This window comes from Lewinellaceae bacterium (assembly GCA_020636105.1).
In the GTDB taxonomy this organism is placed as follows: Bacteria; Bacteroidota; Bacteroidia; order Chitinophagales; family Saprospiraceae; genus BCD1.
This window is the reverse complement of the sequence record JACJYL010000002.1, coordinates 14,342-30,089: the sequence shown is the minus strand read 5'-3', so window position 1 is coordinate 30,089 and position 15,748 is coordinate 14,342. Positions and strand designations below refer to the sequence as shown.

General features: G+C 44.2%; 13 protein-coding genes. 2 read left to right on the top strand and 11 right to left on the bottom strand.

Annotation, left to right across the window (positions count from 1 at the left end; all coding sequences use genetic code 11):
* Positions 1-36 precede the first annotated feature (36 nt).
* From H6571_17555 to H6571_17535, 5 genes are all read right to left on the bottom strand, one after another.
* Positions 37-1,371 carry a TlpA family protein disulfide reductase gene (locus H6571_17555; protein MCB9325550.1) on the bottom strand — a complete coding sequence of 445 codons (1,335 nt, stop codon included), beginning with the start codon at positions 1,369-1,371 and terminating at the stop codon, positions 37-39.
* A gap of 105 nt (positions 1,372-1,476) precedes the next feature.
* The gene (locus tag H6571_17550) at positions 1,477-2,004 is read right to left on the bottom strand and encodes a hypothetical protein (protein MCB9325549.1); all 528 of its coding nucleotides are present in this window, start codon (positions 2,002-2,004) and stop codon (positions 1,477-1,479) included.
* A gap of 23 nt (positions 2,005-2,027) precedes the next feature.
* Entirely contained in the window at positions 2,028-3,362 is a 1,335-nt protein-coding gene (locus H6571_17545; protein MCB9325548.1) for a dicarboxylate/amino acid:cation symporter, read from the bottom strand.
* A gap of 72 nt (positions 3,363-3,434) precedes the next feature.
* The gene (locus H6571_17540) at positions 3,435-4,805 is read right to left on the bottom strand and encodes a pyridoxal-phosphate dependent enzyme (GenBank protein MCB9325547.1); all 1,371 of its coding nucleotides are present in this window, start codon (positions 4,803-4,805) and stop codon (positions 3,435-3,437) included.
* 103 nt (positions 4,806-4,908) lie between these two features.
* Complete coding sequence (locus H6571_17535) at positions 4,909-5,772, bottom strand: LysM peptidoglycan-binding domain-containing protein (GenBank protein ID MCB9325546.1); 864 nt, start codon at positions 5,770-5,772, stop codon at positions 4,909-4,911.
* A 348-nt stretch (positions 5,773-6,120) separates the two neighbouring features.
* On the opposite strand from H6571_17535, the gene H6571_17530 reads away from it, so the two are divergent.
* Positions 6,121-7,107: a DUF3179 domain-containing protein gene (locus H6571_17530; GenBank protein MCB9325545.1), complete on the top strand. Its 987-nt coding sequence runs from the start codon at positions 6,121-6,123 to the stop codon at positions 7,105-7,107.
* A gap of 405 nt (positions 7,108-7,512) precedes the next feature.
* On the opposite strand, the gene H6571_17525 is transcribed toward H6571_17530, so the two are convergent.
* Positions 7,513-8,022: a hypothetical protein gene (locus H6571_17525; protein ID MCB9325544.1), complete on the bottom strand. Its 510-nt coding sequence runs from the start codon at positions 8,020-8,022 to the stop codon at positions 7,513-7,515.
* A gap of 62 nt (positions 8,023-8,084) precedes the next feature.
* Positions 8,085-9,677, bottom strand: coding sequence for a bacillithiol biosynthesis cysteine-adding enzyme BshC (gene bshC, locus H6571_17520; GenBank protein MCB9325543.1), 1,593 nt, complete (start codon positions 9,675-9,677; stop codon positions 8,085-8,087).
* Positions 9,678-9,931: 254 nt separating this feature from the next.
* On the opposite strand from bshC, the gene glpK reads away from it, so the two are divergent.
* Positions 9,932-11,422 carry a glycerol kinase GlpK gene (gene glpK, locus H6571_17515; protein MCB9325542.1) on the top strand — a complete coding sequence of 497 codons (1,491 nt, stop codon included), beginning with the start codon at positions 9,932-9,934 and terminating at the stop codon, positions 11,420-11,422.
* Positions 11,423-11,526: 104 nt separating this feature from the next.
* Here the strand turns inward: glpK and H6571_17510 are convergent, their stop codons facing one another.
* The 4 genes from H6571_17510 to H6571_17495 form a co-directional block, all read right to left on the bottom strand.
* On the bottom strand, positions 11,527-12,246 hold the full coding sequence (locus H6571_17510) for a rhomboid family intramembrane serine protease (GenBank protein MCB9325541.1): 720 nt from the start codon (positions 12,244-12,246) through the stop codon (positions 11,527-11,529).
* Positions 12,247-12,337: 91 nt separating this feature from the next.
* On the bottom strand, positions 12,338-13,534 hold the full coding sequence (locus tag H6571_17505; GenBank protein MCB9325540.1) for an ATP-dependent 6-phosphofructokinase: 1,197 nt from the start codon (positions 13,532-13,534) through the stop codon (positions 12,338-12,340).
* Positions 13,535-13,585: 51 nt separating this feature from the next.
* Positions 13,586-14,557, bottom strand: a complete 972-nt coding sequence (pfkA, locus tag H6571_17500; GenBank protein MCB9325539.1) for a 6-phosphofructokinase — start codon at positions 14,555-14,557, stop codon at positions 13,586-13,588.
* A 390-nt stretch (positions 14,558-14,947) separates the two neighbouring features.
* A complete protein-coding gene (locus H6571_17495; protein MCB9325538.1) occupies positions 14,948-15,658 on the bottom strand; it encodes a hypothetical protein in 711 nt (236 codons plus the stop codon).
* Between the last annotated feature and the right edge of the window lie 90 nt (positions 15,659-15,748).

Here is a 15,748-nt window from a genome sequence, read left to right as displayed (position 1 = left end):
CGATTCTACGATACTGCGATAATGCATCTCACTTATTTAGGAGGGTTCTTCTAAAAGCATTTTAATCGTTTGGTCAAAGTCTTTTTTAAAAGCAGGGTATTCGCTGGTTGCCGGACCGGAGAACCCCGTATGTATTTTTCTTACCTGTCCCTTTTTATCGATAAGGATCATGGTAGGGAAGGACATGATGTGGTTGAGCATGGGGAGAGCCTCTGCAGCTTTTTCCGGCGGGCCGGCAGAAAGTATCTCATAGGGAATACCCAGTTTTAGTTTGTATTTTTTTAATAACTCCTGGTTTTGGGATTCATCATGTTTTTCAAACCCCAGGGCAATAACCTTCAGGTCTTCGTTCTGGTTTCCCTTCAGGAAGTCCAACAGGAATTTGGTCTCATCCATGCAGTTGGGGCACCAGGTTCCCATCACCTGGATGATCTTTACCTTGCCCTGAAGATTCTCGTCTTCCAACGAAATTCTTTTTCCTTCAGTATTGGGGAAAGTAAAGGCAAACTTATCATACCCTTCTTTCAGGAAAGTCAGGGAATCGGGATCCCGAAGTTCAAAATCCGGATTGCGTTTTGCTTCCCAAAGGCATTGATAATGATTACCGGATTTAAAAAGTCCCGACAAGGTGCCGTCCTCCATCCCTTTGGCTTCAAAGAGAAAAGCATGAGCCCCGTCAAAACAGGACAGGAACATATTGTTTTTCCTAACCGTGCCTTCTAGGAATCGATAATCGCCGGTCTCTGTGAGAAATGTACCCGTAAGTTTACTTCCTTCCTGTTTGAATTCGCCAATGGCTTTATATGGAGAGTCGGTTTCTACCTCAAAAGTTACTTCCCATTTTCCGTCGACATTAAATTCCGGAGTTTCCAACAATTTCGCAAATCGGTGGTTTTGTCCAAATGTGGCTTCAAAGGGAATTTTGTAATTTTCTTTTGTAGTCACTATCCAGAACCCCTGGATGTAATTTTCCGCATAGATCCCTTTTATGTAGGATTCATAGATTGGGAAATTGATGGTGATCGTATCTTTTCCTATCCGATGATCCCATCCCATTTTAATATCGTCAGGAGAGACGACCAGGCGTTCTGTCCCATTGATGATTTCAATGCTGAAGATATCAGCATTGTTTGGATCGTAAATGACCTCAAAGTTGAAAGGCAATTCTCCAGGTTTAATGGCTTCGTCCCTGATTTCCGGTATTTCAAATAACCCCAGGTCTTCTTCCGGCAGATTTAAATTGCCATCCAGTTTCAAAACGGCCCTCCATGGTCCGGGAGGAAGTCCTGTAAACGGATGGTCAACGACCAGGCATCCGCTGATCAGCAAGATCATTCCGGAGAGGAGTAAAAATTTATTGAGCAATGACATATCCTTTCAAGTTAAAACAGGTTAGATAAAAGCAGGAATGAATTTATTGCTTCAAATATCAGGATAAAAAACCTAACTCCCTGCTTTCATTCAACAAATATGGGATCACTTTGTTTTTTCTCCGGTAAAATGGTCTTCCTTGTACTTGAACAGTATATTGAAAGAAGTCAGGCTACCATAAATACGTGTGATATACTGTTGAAGGTTAACCTTATCCTCATCTGTCAGCTCACTGCTGTTGATGCGCTGTTCCATGACCCTGAGCCGGTCACGGACCATGACCAATTTGTGAAAAAAGGTTTCGATAGGCATTTCCTTGGATTTAAGATCAGGATCTTCAGGCTTAAGGATCAGGGTGCCATTGAGCCATTTATCTCCAAGGTCTACGATTTCCTCCAGTCCGTTATAAGTTTGCAGAATCTTGATGAGCGCTTTTTCTGCTTCCGAAAAGCTGATGCTTTCCTCAGCGGGAATAGCTTCAATGACTTCCCATTTGTCGTATTCGTAACCTACGTGTTTGATCCCATACATCATGAAGCAAATTTCATAGGCTGCTTTATGAAGGCGAATGACAGCTCCTTTTCCATAGGCAGGGTGGTTTACTCTGGAGCCGATGCCAAGTGTCGAACTCATTTTATTTATTTTTACTTGAACAATTAATTTTCTTTCGAATCAGGGGAATAATCATCATCCCATTCTTCCACATGAGGTTCTCCCAGTTTACCTACGCTTTTTGCTACCAGCATGGCGACCGTGGCGTCTCCTGTGACATTGATGACCGTTCTGCACATATCTAGCGGACGGTCAACGGCAAAGATTAACGCCAGGCCAATGGCCAGTTTATCAGGAGGGAAGCCAATAGCTTCCAATACGATGATCAACATTACCATTCCTGCGCCCGGTACTGCTGCAGATCCTATAGAGGCCAGCAGTGCGGTCAGGACAATGGTCAACTGATCACCGAAGGAGAGGTGGTGTCCCAGGGCCTGTGAAATAAAAACAGCGGCAACGCCTTGGTAAAGGCTGGTACCATCCATGTTGATGGTGGCTCCCACGGGCAGTACAAAACTGGATACTTCCTTGTCCACTCCTAAATGTTCTTCGACACGTTCCATGGTCACCGGCAGCGTGGCAGCACTGGAGCTTGTCGAAAAGGCGAGCAACTGAGCCGGGCTGATCTCGCGGAGGAACCAGAATGGGTTCTTTTTTACGATAAAAAATATGATCGACGAATAAATGACGATCATGACCAACAGGCCTCCCACGACCACCAGGGCATATTTTAATAAAGCGTACAATAAGGCCGGATCATCCGAAGAGGAGACCACACTGGCCAGCAGCGCAAACACAGCATAAGGAGCCGACAGCATAATGAGATCCACCATTTTAAGGATCACATCATTGAGAGAGTCAAAGAATTTTTTAAGTGGCTTCGACTTTTCAGGCTTGATGAGCAGCATGCACAGTCCAAAGAGAATGGTAAACACGATCACCTGTAACATTCGGGTATTTTCTCCCATCGCGGCTATGGCATTGTCGGGAACCATATCCACCAGGAATTGCAGGTGCCCGCTGCTTTTTTGTCGGGTGGCTTCCTGAATCTTGGAGGCTACCTGGTCACTGGAGGCGTAGGTTTCGGTGAGCTGAGCGATGGTTTCCTGTGAAATGCCTACTCCTGGTTTTAGAGTGTTTACCAGTAAAAGGCCTACGGTAATGGCTAAAACCGTTGTCATGATATAAATGAGAATGGTCCGTCCACCAATTTTTGAAAATTTGGAAATGTCCTTCAAGTCAGAAATCCCTTTAATGAGGGAAGCCACAATAAGGGGGACTGCGATGAGCTTAAGTAAATTGACGAATATGGTTCCGAATGGTTTGATCCATTCTTCCACAAAAGCACTTCCACCATTTACTTGTATCATGATCATTCCGAAAATGATCCCGAATAACATTCCTATGAGAATTTTCCAGTGCAGGGCTAGTTTTTTCATGTGTCAGGTTTTAAATGTCCAATTTAGGTATTCAACAGCGGTCTAATGTAGGAATTTTTTGTAATAATTAATCTACATTGCTTTTATAATATCGTAGTTGGTAATAATGTGGAGGGCTCCCATTTTATCTTTTACCATTACGGCCGGAGCATTTTTATCCATCATTTTACGAATATCACTGCAGCGGGTATCCTCTTTTACCATTGGAAAAGGAGCATTCATAATGTCCTTGACCTTGTTTTCTGTATTTTTCATTGGATTTTCGAGTAGGTAGTTGAGTACAATGGTTTCCGTCACAGAGCCTACGATATCCTCACCTTTCATAACAGGGAGTTGAGAAAGTTCTCTTGCCTTCATAATATTAAAAGCTTCCCTCACCGTATTATCCGGTTTGACGGCAATCAACTCGATGCCTGTCTTCTTGGCGAGGATGTCTGCCACCACGGGTTCTTTGTTGATAAAACCGCGTTCCCGCATCCAGTCGTCATTGAATAACTTCCCCACATAGCGGCTCCCGTGGTCGTGGATGACAATGACCACGACGTCATCTTTGGTGAGTTGATCCTTCATTTGCAAAAGGCCGGCCACTGCAGACCCTGCGGAATACCCCAATAACATTCCTTCTTCTTCAGCGAGACGGCGGGCCATGAGGGCGCCGTCTTTGTCCGTTACCTTCTCAAAATGATCGATTACGGAGAAATCTACATTGGCAGGAAGGATATCTTCTCCTATTCCTTCCGTGATATAGGGATAAATTTCTTTTTCATCAAAGATTCCGGTTTCGTGGTATTTTTTGAAAACAGAGCCGTAGGTGTCAATTCCCCAGATTTTTACGTCGGGGTTTTGTTCCTTCAGGTATTTGCCCACTCCCGAAACGGTACCTCCTGTCCCTACGCCTACGATCATATGCGTAATCCGGCCTCCAGTCTGTTCCCAGATTTCAGGGCCTGTCGATTCGTAATGAGCCTGACGGTTGGAAAGGTTGTCGTATTGGTTACACCAGTAGGAATTAGGAATTTCTTCACTCAGCTTTTTAGCAACGGAATAGTAGGACCTGGGGTCTTCCGGCATGACGTTGGTAGGGCATACAATGACTTCTGCACCATGGGCGCGGAGCAGGTCGAATTTTTCCTTGGATTGTTTATCACTCGTGGTAAAAATACATTTGTATCCTTTGACGGCAGCAGCCAGGGCCAGTCCCATGCCGGTATTGCCTGAGGTGCATTCAATGATGGTGCCTCCCGGTTTCAGGTCGCCTCGTGCTTCAGCATCCAGCACCATTTTAAGGGCCATACGGTCTTTGATGGAATGTCCCGGGTTTACGGTTTCAAATTTAACCAGGACAAGGGCAGGAATATTTTTCGTGATCTTGTTCAATTTGATCAAAGGGGTGTTGCCGATGATCTCAAGGATGTTGTCGTAGTACTGGATTTCTTTTTGCATTGATAACTTTTTGAAAATATGGTCAATTTTGGATTTTATCATTTCGGGTCAACCCGATAGGGGATGGACAGTGAAATACTCAACAAGGACAGGTTCGGACTGCTTACTTATGGTAATTCACATGGACAAAAAACCGGGGATCTTTTGCCCCCAATAATTTAGCCATCAAAGGAGAAAGGACCACCACAACATCGTATCCAAAGGCCGCGTCCGGAATGTCCCCGATGACTTTGACGTAAACGGTTCTTTTGGTCATAGGGTTTTCGACTGCGATCACTGAGTTAACCGGAGCCGTGCGGTGTAAGGCATAAAAATCAGACTCTTCCTTACTGTTTTTTTGCCAAAAGGCCACGCCCTGTTCAGTGTGTTCTTTTTTCCCATTGGACTCGCGAAGATAAACTTTTTTCATGGCGAAATTGCGCCTGGCCATAGGGCCACCCGTAATTTGTCGGTAATCCTCAGGGATGCCCCCCATGTTCATCCAACCCACGTGTAATAGTTGTCCCGTTTTTAACTGGTTGTTTGTCAGGTGATTGCGTTCCATTAGTACATCAATGGGCAGCCTGAAAAATTGCTGGGAAATCCGGTACATGGTATCTCCCTTTTTTACCACATAATAAACCGGGATATACCCAATTGCGGTTTCATCCTGGGGTAAATACCTGGTGATGGCTCTGTTGGGAATGGGCACCCGAATACCCTGGTGTATTTTGACGGTAGCTTCCTTTAGCCCGGGATTGTAATAGTACAATTCTTCCACCGAAAGGCCATAAAAATAGGCCAGGCTGTAGAGGGTTTGTTTTTTTTCGATTTTATGGTTAAATATTTTTTCGCCATCATTGTCAATCGTCAGTATGATAGAATCCTTTGGGAGGAGGTAATACAGACTATCCCCTGTGGCGAATAATCTGGAAGCAATCATAAAGTAAATGACCGTTAAAACGACCAGGGGTTTGTAAAATCTCATAGTACATTAGTTTCCACAAAGATAAGACCTTTGGAATGTAAAATGATAAATGTAAAATGATAAATGATAAATTTTAAAATGCAACCCCGGTTAAAGATGAAAATAGATAAAATTCAACAACAATTCCAGTATCCAACGATTTTCGAGCAACAAAGCTAAAAAGCAATCGCTGCAGTATAGGATTATGAATTGGCTCTACATCATAATTATTTCAGAAAATAGCTAAAAAAACTCTTTCAAAATACTCTTTTTCATTTTTGGCACGCTTTATGTAATTAGTTATTGGTAGGCATGAAAATGCTTCACCTGAAACAATTATTTTTTAAACACTATTCTAAATTTTTTTCTATGAACACTGTATTGAAAATTACGACACTTTTTTCGCTTTTATTCTTGGGATTCACTCATGGGGCTACGGCTCAAAATGTGGATTACGATCCTGAATTTTTTGCAGCGAACTATTTTGAACTGTCCAATCTTGAAATTCCCATCAGTGAGATTTACCCGGGAGCTGAAAAAAGGACGGGAATTCCGGCGTTGAGCGCTCCGGTTTTTGAAGCCTCCTTACAGGCTGATCAATGGCTTGATGCTAAGGATATGGTGCTGGGGATCACCTATAACGGTATTGCCAAAGCCTATCCTATACGAATCATTTCATGGCATGAGGTGGTCAATGACAATTTTGGCGGAGAAAACATTTTGGTGACTTTCAGTGCCCTAACCTACAGTGGCCAGGCTTATAAAGGCACGGATGCCGGCGTTTCCGCAATGGTATTCAACAACAACACCCTTTTCTACGATAATGCTACCCGTTCTTTGTGGGGACAGATGACCGGGCAGGCAGTGAGTGGGGATTTAGCCGGAACGTACCTGGATAAAGTACCTGTGGTTTACACTACATGGAAAGAGTGGACATTGATGCATCCTGAAACCAGCGTGCTTTCCATGGCGAACAGTGAGGGGATTGATTACAGCAAGGCGGCTTACAGCGAGTTTGAAAATACGGTTGAATTGCCGTTCCCGGTGAGTTATACCAATAAGAAACTTCCTTTGAAGAGTAAGGTCATCGGGCTGGAAGTGGATGGGAAATATAAAGCATACCCGTTTTCTATGTTAAAGAGCAGCAACACCGTCGTCGAAGATTACTTTAACGGGATGAAGGTGAGAATCAGCTTTAATGCAGAAAATGAATCTTTTGTCATGACGGATGAGGACGGTCAATTGTTACCGGCGGTAGTTTCCTACTGGTATGCATGGTACGCTTACCATACGGATACAAAAATCTACGGTTTCCTTCCTGATCGTACCCCATTGGCCCTTTTGGAAGAAGACTAAATTTGTTTCGTGATACAATAATGAAGAACATGAGTCATCCCGAATTTCATCTAATCAGATTAAATTCGGGATTTTTCTTTTACAAAAGAAATAAACCGCAAAACCTGCCTTCCGTCGCAGCAGCAGGCAAGGTTTAAAACAAGTAACCGCAAAATTTAGAAGTGTTTGGGTCGTGTGTTAGGTGTTTTGCGACAAAAAATGACTTTTTTCCAAAACCCAAACCTTTTGCCCACTCACTTTTACACCTGCCTTCCTGCGTCAGCAGGCAGGTTTTAAATTCCTTGTTTTACACCTGCCTTCCTGCGTCTGCAGGCAGGTTTTACATTTAAAAAATACTTCAAATAATCTAAAAAATTCTATTTCAGACAGTTTTTGAAAATTCGGGATGAACTCATGTTTCTTTCTTTACTTCATTTCCTCCAGGAATTTTTGGATCGCCGTAAACCCGGAAGGGGCAAGGCCATAAGAAGGATTGCTCCGGAAAGTGACTGTCTTTATTTTTTCATTTCTTTCCACAGAAATAGTGTAAGGATAAAATCGTAGTCCCTCGGGGGCTCCATAATTGTCTTCTAGTTCCCAGAATTTTTTTTCATCGATCAGTTTGTTCAATACATTGAGAATACTGTCGCTTAAAGCTACTCCATCCATCAGCATTTCGGTACTGACCGAATCTGGAGTGGAAGAAAAATTAGATTCTTTAAAATGATTCAACGTTTTAACCTTGGTTATTTTTTTATCTGCAACGGTAATGCCCAGCCAGGGAGAATTGTAGTTGACCTTTAGCAGCTGGAGGGGATCTGTCGGAACTGCCGTTTTTGTTTGGGAGGTTGCAGGCCCGGAGGTGGTTTTGCATGAATAAAAACCAGTGGTCGCCAGTAACGACAGCACCAGTAAAAAGGCTTTGATATTTCTCATGATCCTATTATTTTGGCAACGATTTTTTTTTAAAAACTTGAACAAATTAACAAAAGTTGGTACTAATCCTCAATAAAAACAATAAAACCCTGCTCAAGTGGGTCAAGTTCAGCTTTGAGCAGATCAAAATAGGCTTCCCCATATTTCAGATAATATGGTAAAAAGTTATCTGTTCTTTCCTGGAGTCCATTGTTGGGAAAGAATTTTTCCTTTAAGGAGCGTATCTGGTTAATGGCCGTATCGTGTTTTTGTTTTTCCGCCCGATGCAGCCGGCTTTCCAATTGATCAATGGTTTTCAACTGGCGTGTTTGCTCGGCCAGGACGGCCTTTTGGAGGGAAGGGTCTACTTCTTCGGTCTTTTTGAGGATGCCCTCAAAAACGGCTTCAAGGAGTTTTTTTTCCTCCTCCAGGCTCAGAGGAGAAGAGGCATTATGATCGACATAAGTTCGGATAAGCCAATCCGTATCGTTAAACAAAGTTTCAGCATTGAACCCCAGTTTTTCTATTTTCTTTTGGCTGTTTTTATCGATCCACAACACAGAATTTCTTCGGACGAGCATCGGGAAATTGATGCCGAAATGCTCAAACTGTTTTAAGCGTTCCAGCCAGTAGGCAATTTCTCCGCCTCCGCCTATGTAAGCCAGGTTGGGGAGTATCAGTTCCTGGTACAGCGGGCGCAGGACTACATTCGGACTGAATCTTTCCGGGTGGTTGTGCAGCTCCTCGAGGATTTCCTTTGCTGAAAAAACCAATTCGGTTTCGACGACTTTATACAAATCGTCCTCAAATACGATCCTGTTGCGGATTTGGTCACTCAGGTAAAACAAATTAATGTCACGGGCATGTGCCTGGCCACCGAATCCCGCAGCTTCGAGTTTTTCCTGGGCAGCTTCTATCATGGGTTGGGATACCTGGTGCAACAGCTCCTGCTCGGCAATAGGGATAAAGAGTCTTTTCAGGGCAGGTTTGTTCATGTCCAGAACAACCAATCCATAGGATTCATATAGCTCATTAATTACCTGGATCGTCGCCTCGCCATAGGTTTCATTAAAAGCGCAGGCGGTGGAGAAAATGTTCAACATTGATTTTGCCTGCTCACTTTCGCCCAGGATTTCTTTGAGTTCTGCCAGTGGGTTTTTGAGGGTATGCGTTTTCATCATTCCCACGGCTCCTTTTTCATTATTTTCCCAAACGATGTGTTTTTGGAATAAATTGGCGTGATTGATCTCTTCAAAATCATGATCTTCCGCACCGGAAACAAAAACAGGGACGAAGTGATAATCCGGATAAAAACGGTTCAGTTCTTCTGCTAAACGGATGGTGGAAATGATCTTGTAGGTATAATAAAGCGGCCCGGTAAAAAGGGCGGGTTGATGGGCGGTGGTCACCGTGAATGTATTTTCCCGAGCCAGGGACTGAATATTTTCTTTAACCCTTTGGTGGGGATTCATCTGGCTGTATTGTTTTAAAAGGGCATCCACAAGCACCTGGCGGTCTGTATTTTCTTTTTGCTTGTCGGTTATTATTTGTCCGAAACTTTCTATTTTGACATCGTATTTAAAAAAAGGGCGTAAAGAAGGGTTTTCCGTAGCGTATGCAATGTCTTTTTTACTGAGCTGAGGTATGTTTTGAAAAGGTATTCTAACCGTTTGCATGTAGATGGTTTGTGTTTTTTATAAGGCTTAAGATTAATACAATTTGATAGAACAACCAAATATTTTTAAAGTTTGCCTCCCCGGAAATTTGATTTGCTTCAAATGAGGTGACCTCTTCCCGTGATGCATGGCAGCATAGCAAAAGGGGGCATACCGTTCGATAGAAAAATAAAGTTAAATTGAGTATAAAATTTGTTAATCACTTCATTTCCTGGTGGTTGACAGGTTCAAAGCATAAATAAATTTTCAAAGTTATGGAAAAATATATCCTTGCCCTGGATCAAGGGACGACAAGCTCAAGAGCGATTATTTTTGACAGGAAAGGAGATATTGTTGATGTTGCGCAGCAAGAGTTTACCCAATTTTTTCCTCAAGCAGCCTGGGTTGAACACGATGCGATGGAAATTTGGGAGACTCAGCTGAAAGTGGCCAGGGCGGTGATGGGCAAAAACAATATTTCCCCTCAGCAAATAGCGGCTATTGGAATCACCAACCAGCGGGAGACCACGGTCGTTTGGAATAAAAAAACGGGAAGGCCGGTAGGTAAAGCCATTGTCTGGCAAGACAGAAGGACGGCCAGCATTTGCGATGATCTTAAGTCCGGAGGACATGAGGATGTGTTCCGAAATTCGACGGGCCTGGTGCTGGATGCTTATTTTTCCGGAACCAAACTGAAGTGGATACTGGACAATGTGGAAGGGGCAAGACCAGCCGCGGAAATGGGCGAATTGCTTTTTGGAACGATCGATACCTGGTTGATCTGGAAACTGACCAACGGGACGGTTCATGCTACGGATTATTCCAATGCCTCAAGAACGCTGATGTACAATATCCATGAATTGAAATGGGATGAAAAACTGTTGCAAATCCTCGGGGTGCCGGCCATCATGTTGCCGGAGGTGAGGCCTTCCAGCGGGCACTTTGGCCTCACGGATGAGTCCTGGTTCGGAGCCGGAATCCTGATAGGAGGGGTGGCCGGTGATCAACAGGCTGCCTTGTTCGGCCAGGCATGTCACCAACCGGGTATGGCCAAAAATACTTATGGTACAGGATGTTTTATGTTGATGAATACCGGGGAAAAGGCCGTGTTGTCGAAATCTGGGTTGTTAACTACTATTGCCTGGGGGCTAAATGGGAAAGTCACTTATGCCCTGGAAGGCAGCGTTTTTATTGCAGGGGCTGCTATTCAATGGCTGCGCGACGGACTTCATCTTATCGATGAATCTCCGGACTCGGAATATTATGCGCTGAAAGTGGAAGATGCCGGCGGGGTTTATGTCGTTCCTGCTTTTGCAGGATTAGGGGCTCCATATTGGGATATGTATGCCAGGGGGGCTATTTTCGGACTTACCCGGGGCACTACCAAGGCACACCTGATCCGGGCCACCTTACAATCACTTGCCTATCAAACCAAAGATGTTTTGGAGGCCATGGAAAAAGATTCGGGCATTTCACTGAAAAAGTTAAAAGTGGATGGCGGAGCCAGTGCCAATGATTTGCTCATGCAGTTTCAGTCGGATATTCTGGATACAGCGGTGGAACGGCCCAAAGTGGTGGAGACGACCGCACTGGGAGCCGCTTACCTCGCCGGGTTGTCGGTAGGATATCTGACGATGGAAGAAATTGTCCAAAACTGGCAGCTGGACCGTACTTTTTTCCCACAAATGGACGAAAACTGGCGCAAAGAGAAATATGCTGGCTGGCAAAAGGCCATTCAACGCACCATGGGGTGGGAAGAGCACTAATGTCTTTACAGCTGTCAATCTCGCAACGAGCAACAAGTAACCAGCAACAAGTAACCAGCAACAAGCAACCAGCAAACCTGTAACCAGCAAACCAGTAACCAGCATTAATAATTCGAAAACCACTTCGGCGGGTCATTGCCCTTATCCCGTTCTTCGCGAAGTTTTTCTTGTTTTGTTTTTTCAAAAGGATCGGAATCGAAGAAATTTTTGGGTGGAAGTTCAGGTTCCCTTTCCCAGGAAGGGACTTCTTTTTCCTCATCTTTTTCAATATCAGCCTTGTACCAGTATGCCACAAAAATACCTACCAGGGCCCCAAAAAGGTGACTTTCCCAGGAGATGCCTTCCTGCCCCGGAACAATACCCATGAACATGGAGCCATAATAAAAGACCACGATAAGAGAAAGGGCTATGGATTTGATATTCCTTCTGAAGATACCCATCCAGGCGACAAAAGCCACCAGGCCGTAAACTACGCCACTGGCACCGATATGAAATACCGACCGGCCAAACAACCATACGGCAAGGCCGGTGAGAATGTAGATCATGGTGATGGCTTTATAGCCCACACGCCTGTAGAAATAGAGAATCATGGCGCTCATGAAAAACAAGGGAGGTGCATTGGAAATCAGGTGCGGCCAGCCTGAATGGAGTAGGGGGGCCAAAAAAACGCCCCTGAAACCTGTCAGATCCCTCGGGTAAATACCATAAACACCAAGCTGTAATCCCAATAGGGAACTCAATAGCTGGATGAGGACGAGGATGCCGACAAAAATTGCAGGGGCGCCCAAACTTTGTAACAGTCGATTTGATGTTTTATTGGCCATTTTCTTGATTGTAATAATGGATATATTGCTTAAAATAACGAATTCCCGTCCTTTTAGGTTCAATCCTTCCTGAAAATTAGACCAACGCCACTTAGGTCATGATGAACTGTGGCAGCATCTCGAAACTGTGGTAAAACGGACGAAGCCGTTCTGTGTTATAATGTTTTTTTACATCGACAATTTTATTGGAACTGGTCACTACCTCTATAGGGAGGTTGTCATAGCGGCCGTTTTTCAATACCACCAGTCTCCCGTGCATTCCTTTGATGATCAGGTCAAGGGCGAGGTTGCCGTAAGCCATTGGTACGATGGAGTCCACTGCATCCGGATCCCCGCATCGGGTGAGGTAGCCCAGTTTTTGCTCAATGACGTCTACGCGTTTGCCGTTATTGTATTTGGGAGAAAGCTTTTTGATCTGATCAGCCACAATTTTACCAATTCCTCCGAGTTTGGCATGACCGTAAGCATCTCTTTCCGCATCCTGGAACATCATTTCAGCTCCCTCGAATTTGGCGCCTTCTGATACCAGAACGATGGAATAGTTGCTGGGGTTCTGGCGCCTGTCTTCTGACAAGGCTTCGGTAAGGTGATCCAGTGAAAATTCAAATTCCGGGATGACGCACCTGTTGGCCGCTCCCGCCATAGTCGGCAACATGGCCGTAAAGCCTGCATAACGGCCAAATACTTCCAGGACCATAATACGCTCGTGCGAACCGGCGGCAGTACGAAGGCTGTTGGTCATACTGATGGTTCGTGTCACACAGGTACTGAAACCAATACAGTAATCAGTTCCCGGTACGTCGTTGTCCATCGTTTTGGGAATGGCCACCACTTTGACGCCCAGGGTGGATAAGTGTACGCCATAACTCAGGGTATCGTCTCCTCCAATGGGTATTAGATAATCAATTCCCAGCCATTCGAGGTTTTTCAATACCTCAGGAGTAAGGTCATTGATATCTTCCTTGAATGAATCCTTCAGGTGTTCCGGCACTTCAGATTTTTTCACATGGCTGGGTTTAGTTCTTGAAGAGTGAAGGAAAGTACCTCCGGTTCTACCGGCTTTGTTGACGATATTGTTGGTCAATTCCTGGAAATTATTACTGTTATCAGCTTTGGGGTCCCTGATAATATCGACAAGACCTCCCCAGCCTCTCCGGATTCCAATGACCCGGAATCCTTCCCTGTTGGCACGGATGGTTACCGCGCGTATTGCCGGATTGAGTCCGGGTACATCACCCCCACCCGTTAAAATTGCAATGGTTCCTTTACTTGTTTTCGCTTTTGCCATGATGATAAATTTTCTGTAATATAATTCAGTTTGATTGTCTTTACTTATTGGTTACCGAAGGATTTTAACCATATCCAGCAGTACAGGATTGATTACCTGTTTGAAGTTGATGGCCCGGGCAAAGGGAATATAAGAAATATCGTTATGAATCTGCCCGATCATAACTCCTCGCATTCCTGTAAAAAGCGCATTGACAGCTTCTACCCCCAGGCGGCTGGCTCTTACCCGCTCCATGCAGGTAGGGCTTCCTCCTCGTTGCACATGTCCCAGCACGGTAACCCTGATACTTAAATCCGGGCGTAATTGTTTTACATCTTCTGCCACCTTAAAGGCACCTCCGGCATCATCGCCTTCAGCAACAATCACAATACTTGAAGTTTTCTTTTCTCCGTCCAATGATTCGAGACTGGCGATCAGGTCGGATATTTCCGTTTTATTTTCCGGGATGAGCACTGCTTCCGATCCTGTGGCAATGCCGCTGAGTAGTGCAATAAAACCTGCATCACGCCCCATTACTTCTACAAAGAAAATCCGGTTGTGGGCATTGGCTGTATCTTTAATTTTGTCAATGGCCTGCATGGCCGTATTGATGGCAGTGTCGTAACCAATGGTGTAATCTGTTCCATAAAGATCATTGTCGATGGTTCCCGGAACCCCTACAAAAGGGATTTGAGGATATTCCTCCATAAATACTTTGGCCCCCGTAAAGGTACCATTTCCTCCAATGGCAACCACCCCTTCGATCCCTTCTTTTTTCAAATTTTTGTAGGCTATCTTCCTCCCTTCGGGCGTTCTGAAACGTTCGCTTCGGGCTGAATATAAAATCGTACCTCCCTGTTGGATAATACCGCTAACATCTCTTCGCTTCAATGGTGTAAAGTCACCATCCATCATACCTTCATAACCTCTCATAATTCCAACAACTTCGCAGTTGTTTTTGATTGCTGCACGCACTACGGCTCTAATACACGCATTCATGCCGGGGGCATCACCTCCAGAGGTAAATACGGCGATTTTTTTCATTTTTTGTAAAGTTTTTTATCCTTATAAACAATGTAATTACGAGCTCTTTTTAAAGCCATTGCATTATTTATCCTGATTTTTCCACCTCTTTATCTCTTTTAACGAGGGGATAAATGACTATTCGGTTTAATTGAAATTTATTTGCTGTCCCAGGTATTTAATACCTTAGTGTAAAATAACCCTTTTCTATTTGAATAAAAAAGTTTTTTCCTGTTGTAAAATGTCACAAAAATAAAAAAAAATGGTGGTTTCTACGACTTCTGGCAGGGTGGGGAGGTAGCTTTGTTTAATGTTTCTAAAAGACCATCCGCTGTTCTTAAGGGAACAGATTGTTTTTTGGCCGGGCACGAAATTACCTCCCAGGATCAACAAAAATAATATCCTGACCCCCTAGATATACCTGCGCCTGACGATTTTTATGAATGCGCGGGCGGTATCCTGTTTTTCCTCTTCCAGCCAATCGTGACTTTGTGCGAATTGCTCAAGCAAATCCCTGGCTTCATCCATGGTGTTAAAATTGTTGAGCCGGATCATCGCTGCGGAGTAGGCATTGGGATCCTTTCCGAACAGGTCATTGACATACAACAGTTTGTCGTTGATGGCAATTGCTTTGTTGATGTCGCTGATGGGTTGCAGACTCAGTTTTTCCGAAAGCTCTGAAGCTTCTTTGTTGTCGAAAAGAGATCTGAATTTTCCGGAAGGAGCGGATTTTGGTGCCGGTGTCGCTTTTGGAGGTTGCGGTACTTCAACTCTTGGTTCTTCCTTCACCACTGGCGGTGGCGGAGGTGGTGGCGGAGGTGGCGGAGTCACCTCAAATTCAATCTCTTTTACTGGCTCCGGAATTTTAACTTTTGGAGGGGGAGCGTATTCTTCCGCGGAACTTGTGCTGGCCTCTTTTTTAATTTTGGCCTTTTTAATGGCATTTCTTGCCGGGTCTGAAAGTGTTTCCGGTTGGGTGTTCAGGAAAGATTCGTAAAACTGCCGAATATAACTCAGCATGAGATCTCTCTCTATGGATGAAATGTTTTCTTCCTCAAAGGATATACTTTGGTGGAGGGCGTTTATTTTATCTAACAGTTTTTTGCTTTGTTGAAAATCCATGAATCCTCGATTTAATTTTTCGCAAAGATAATATAATGATATTAATCTACTCCTAACTCCATTTATTCTTTATTTGTTTTACTTTTGGCG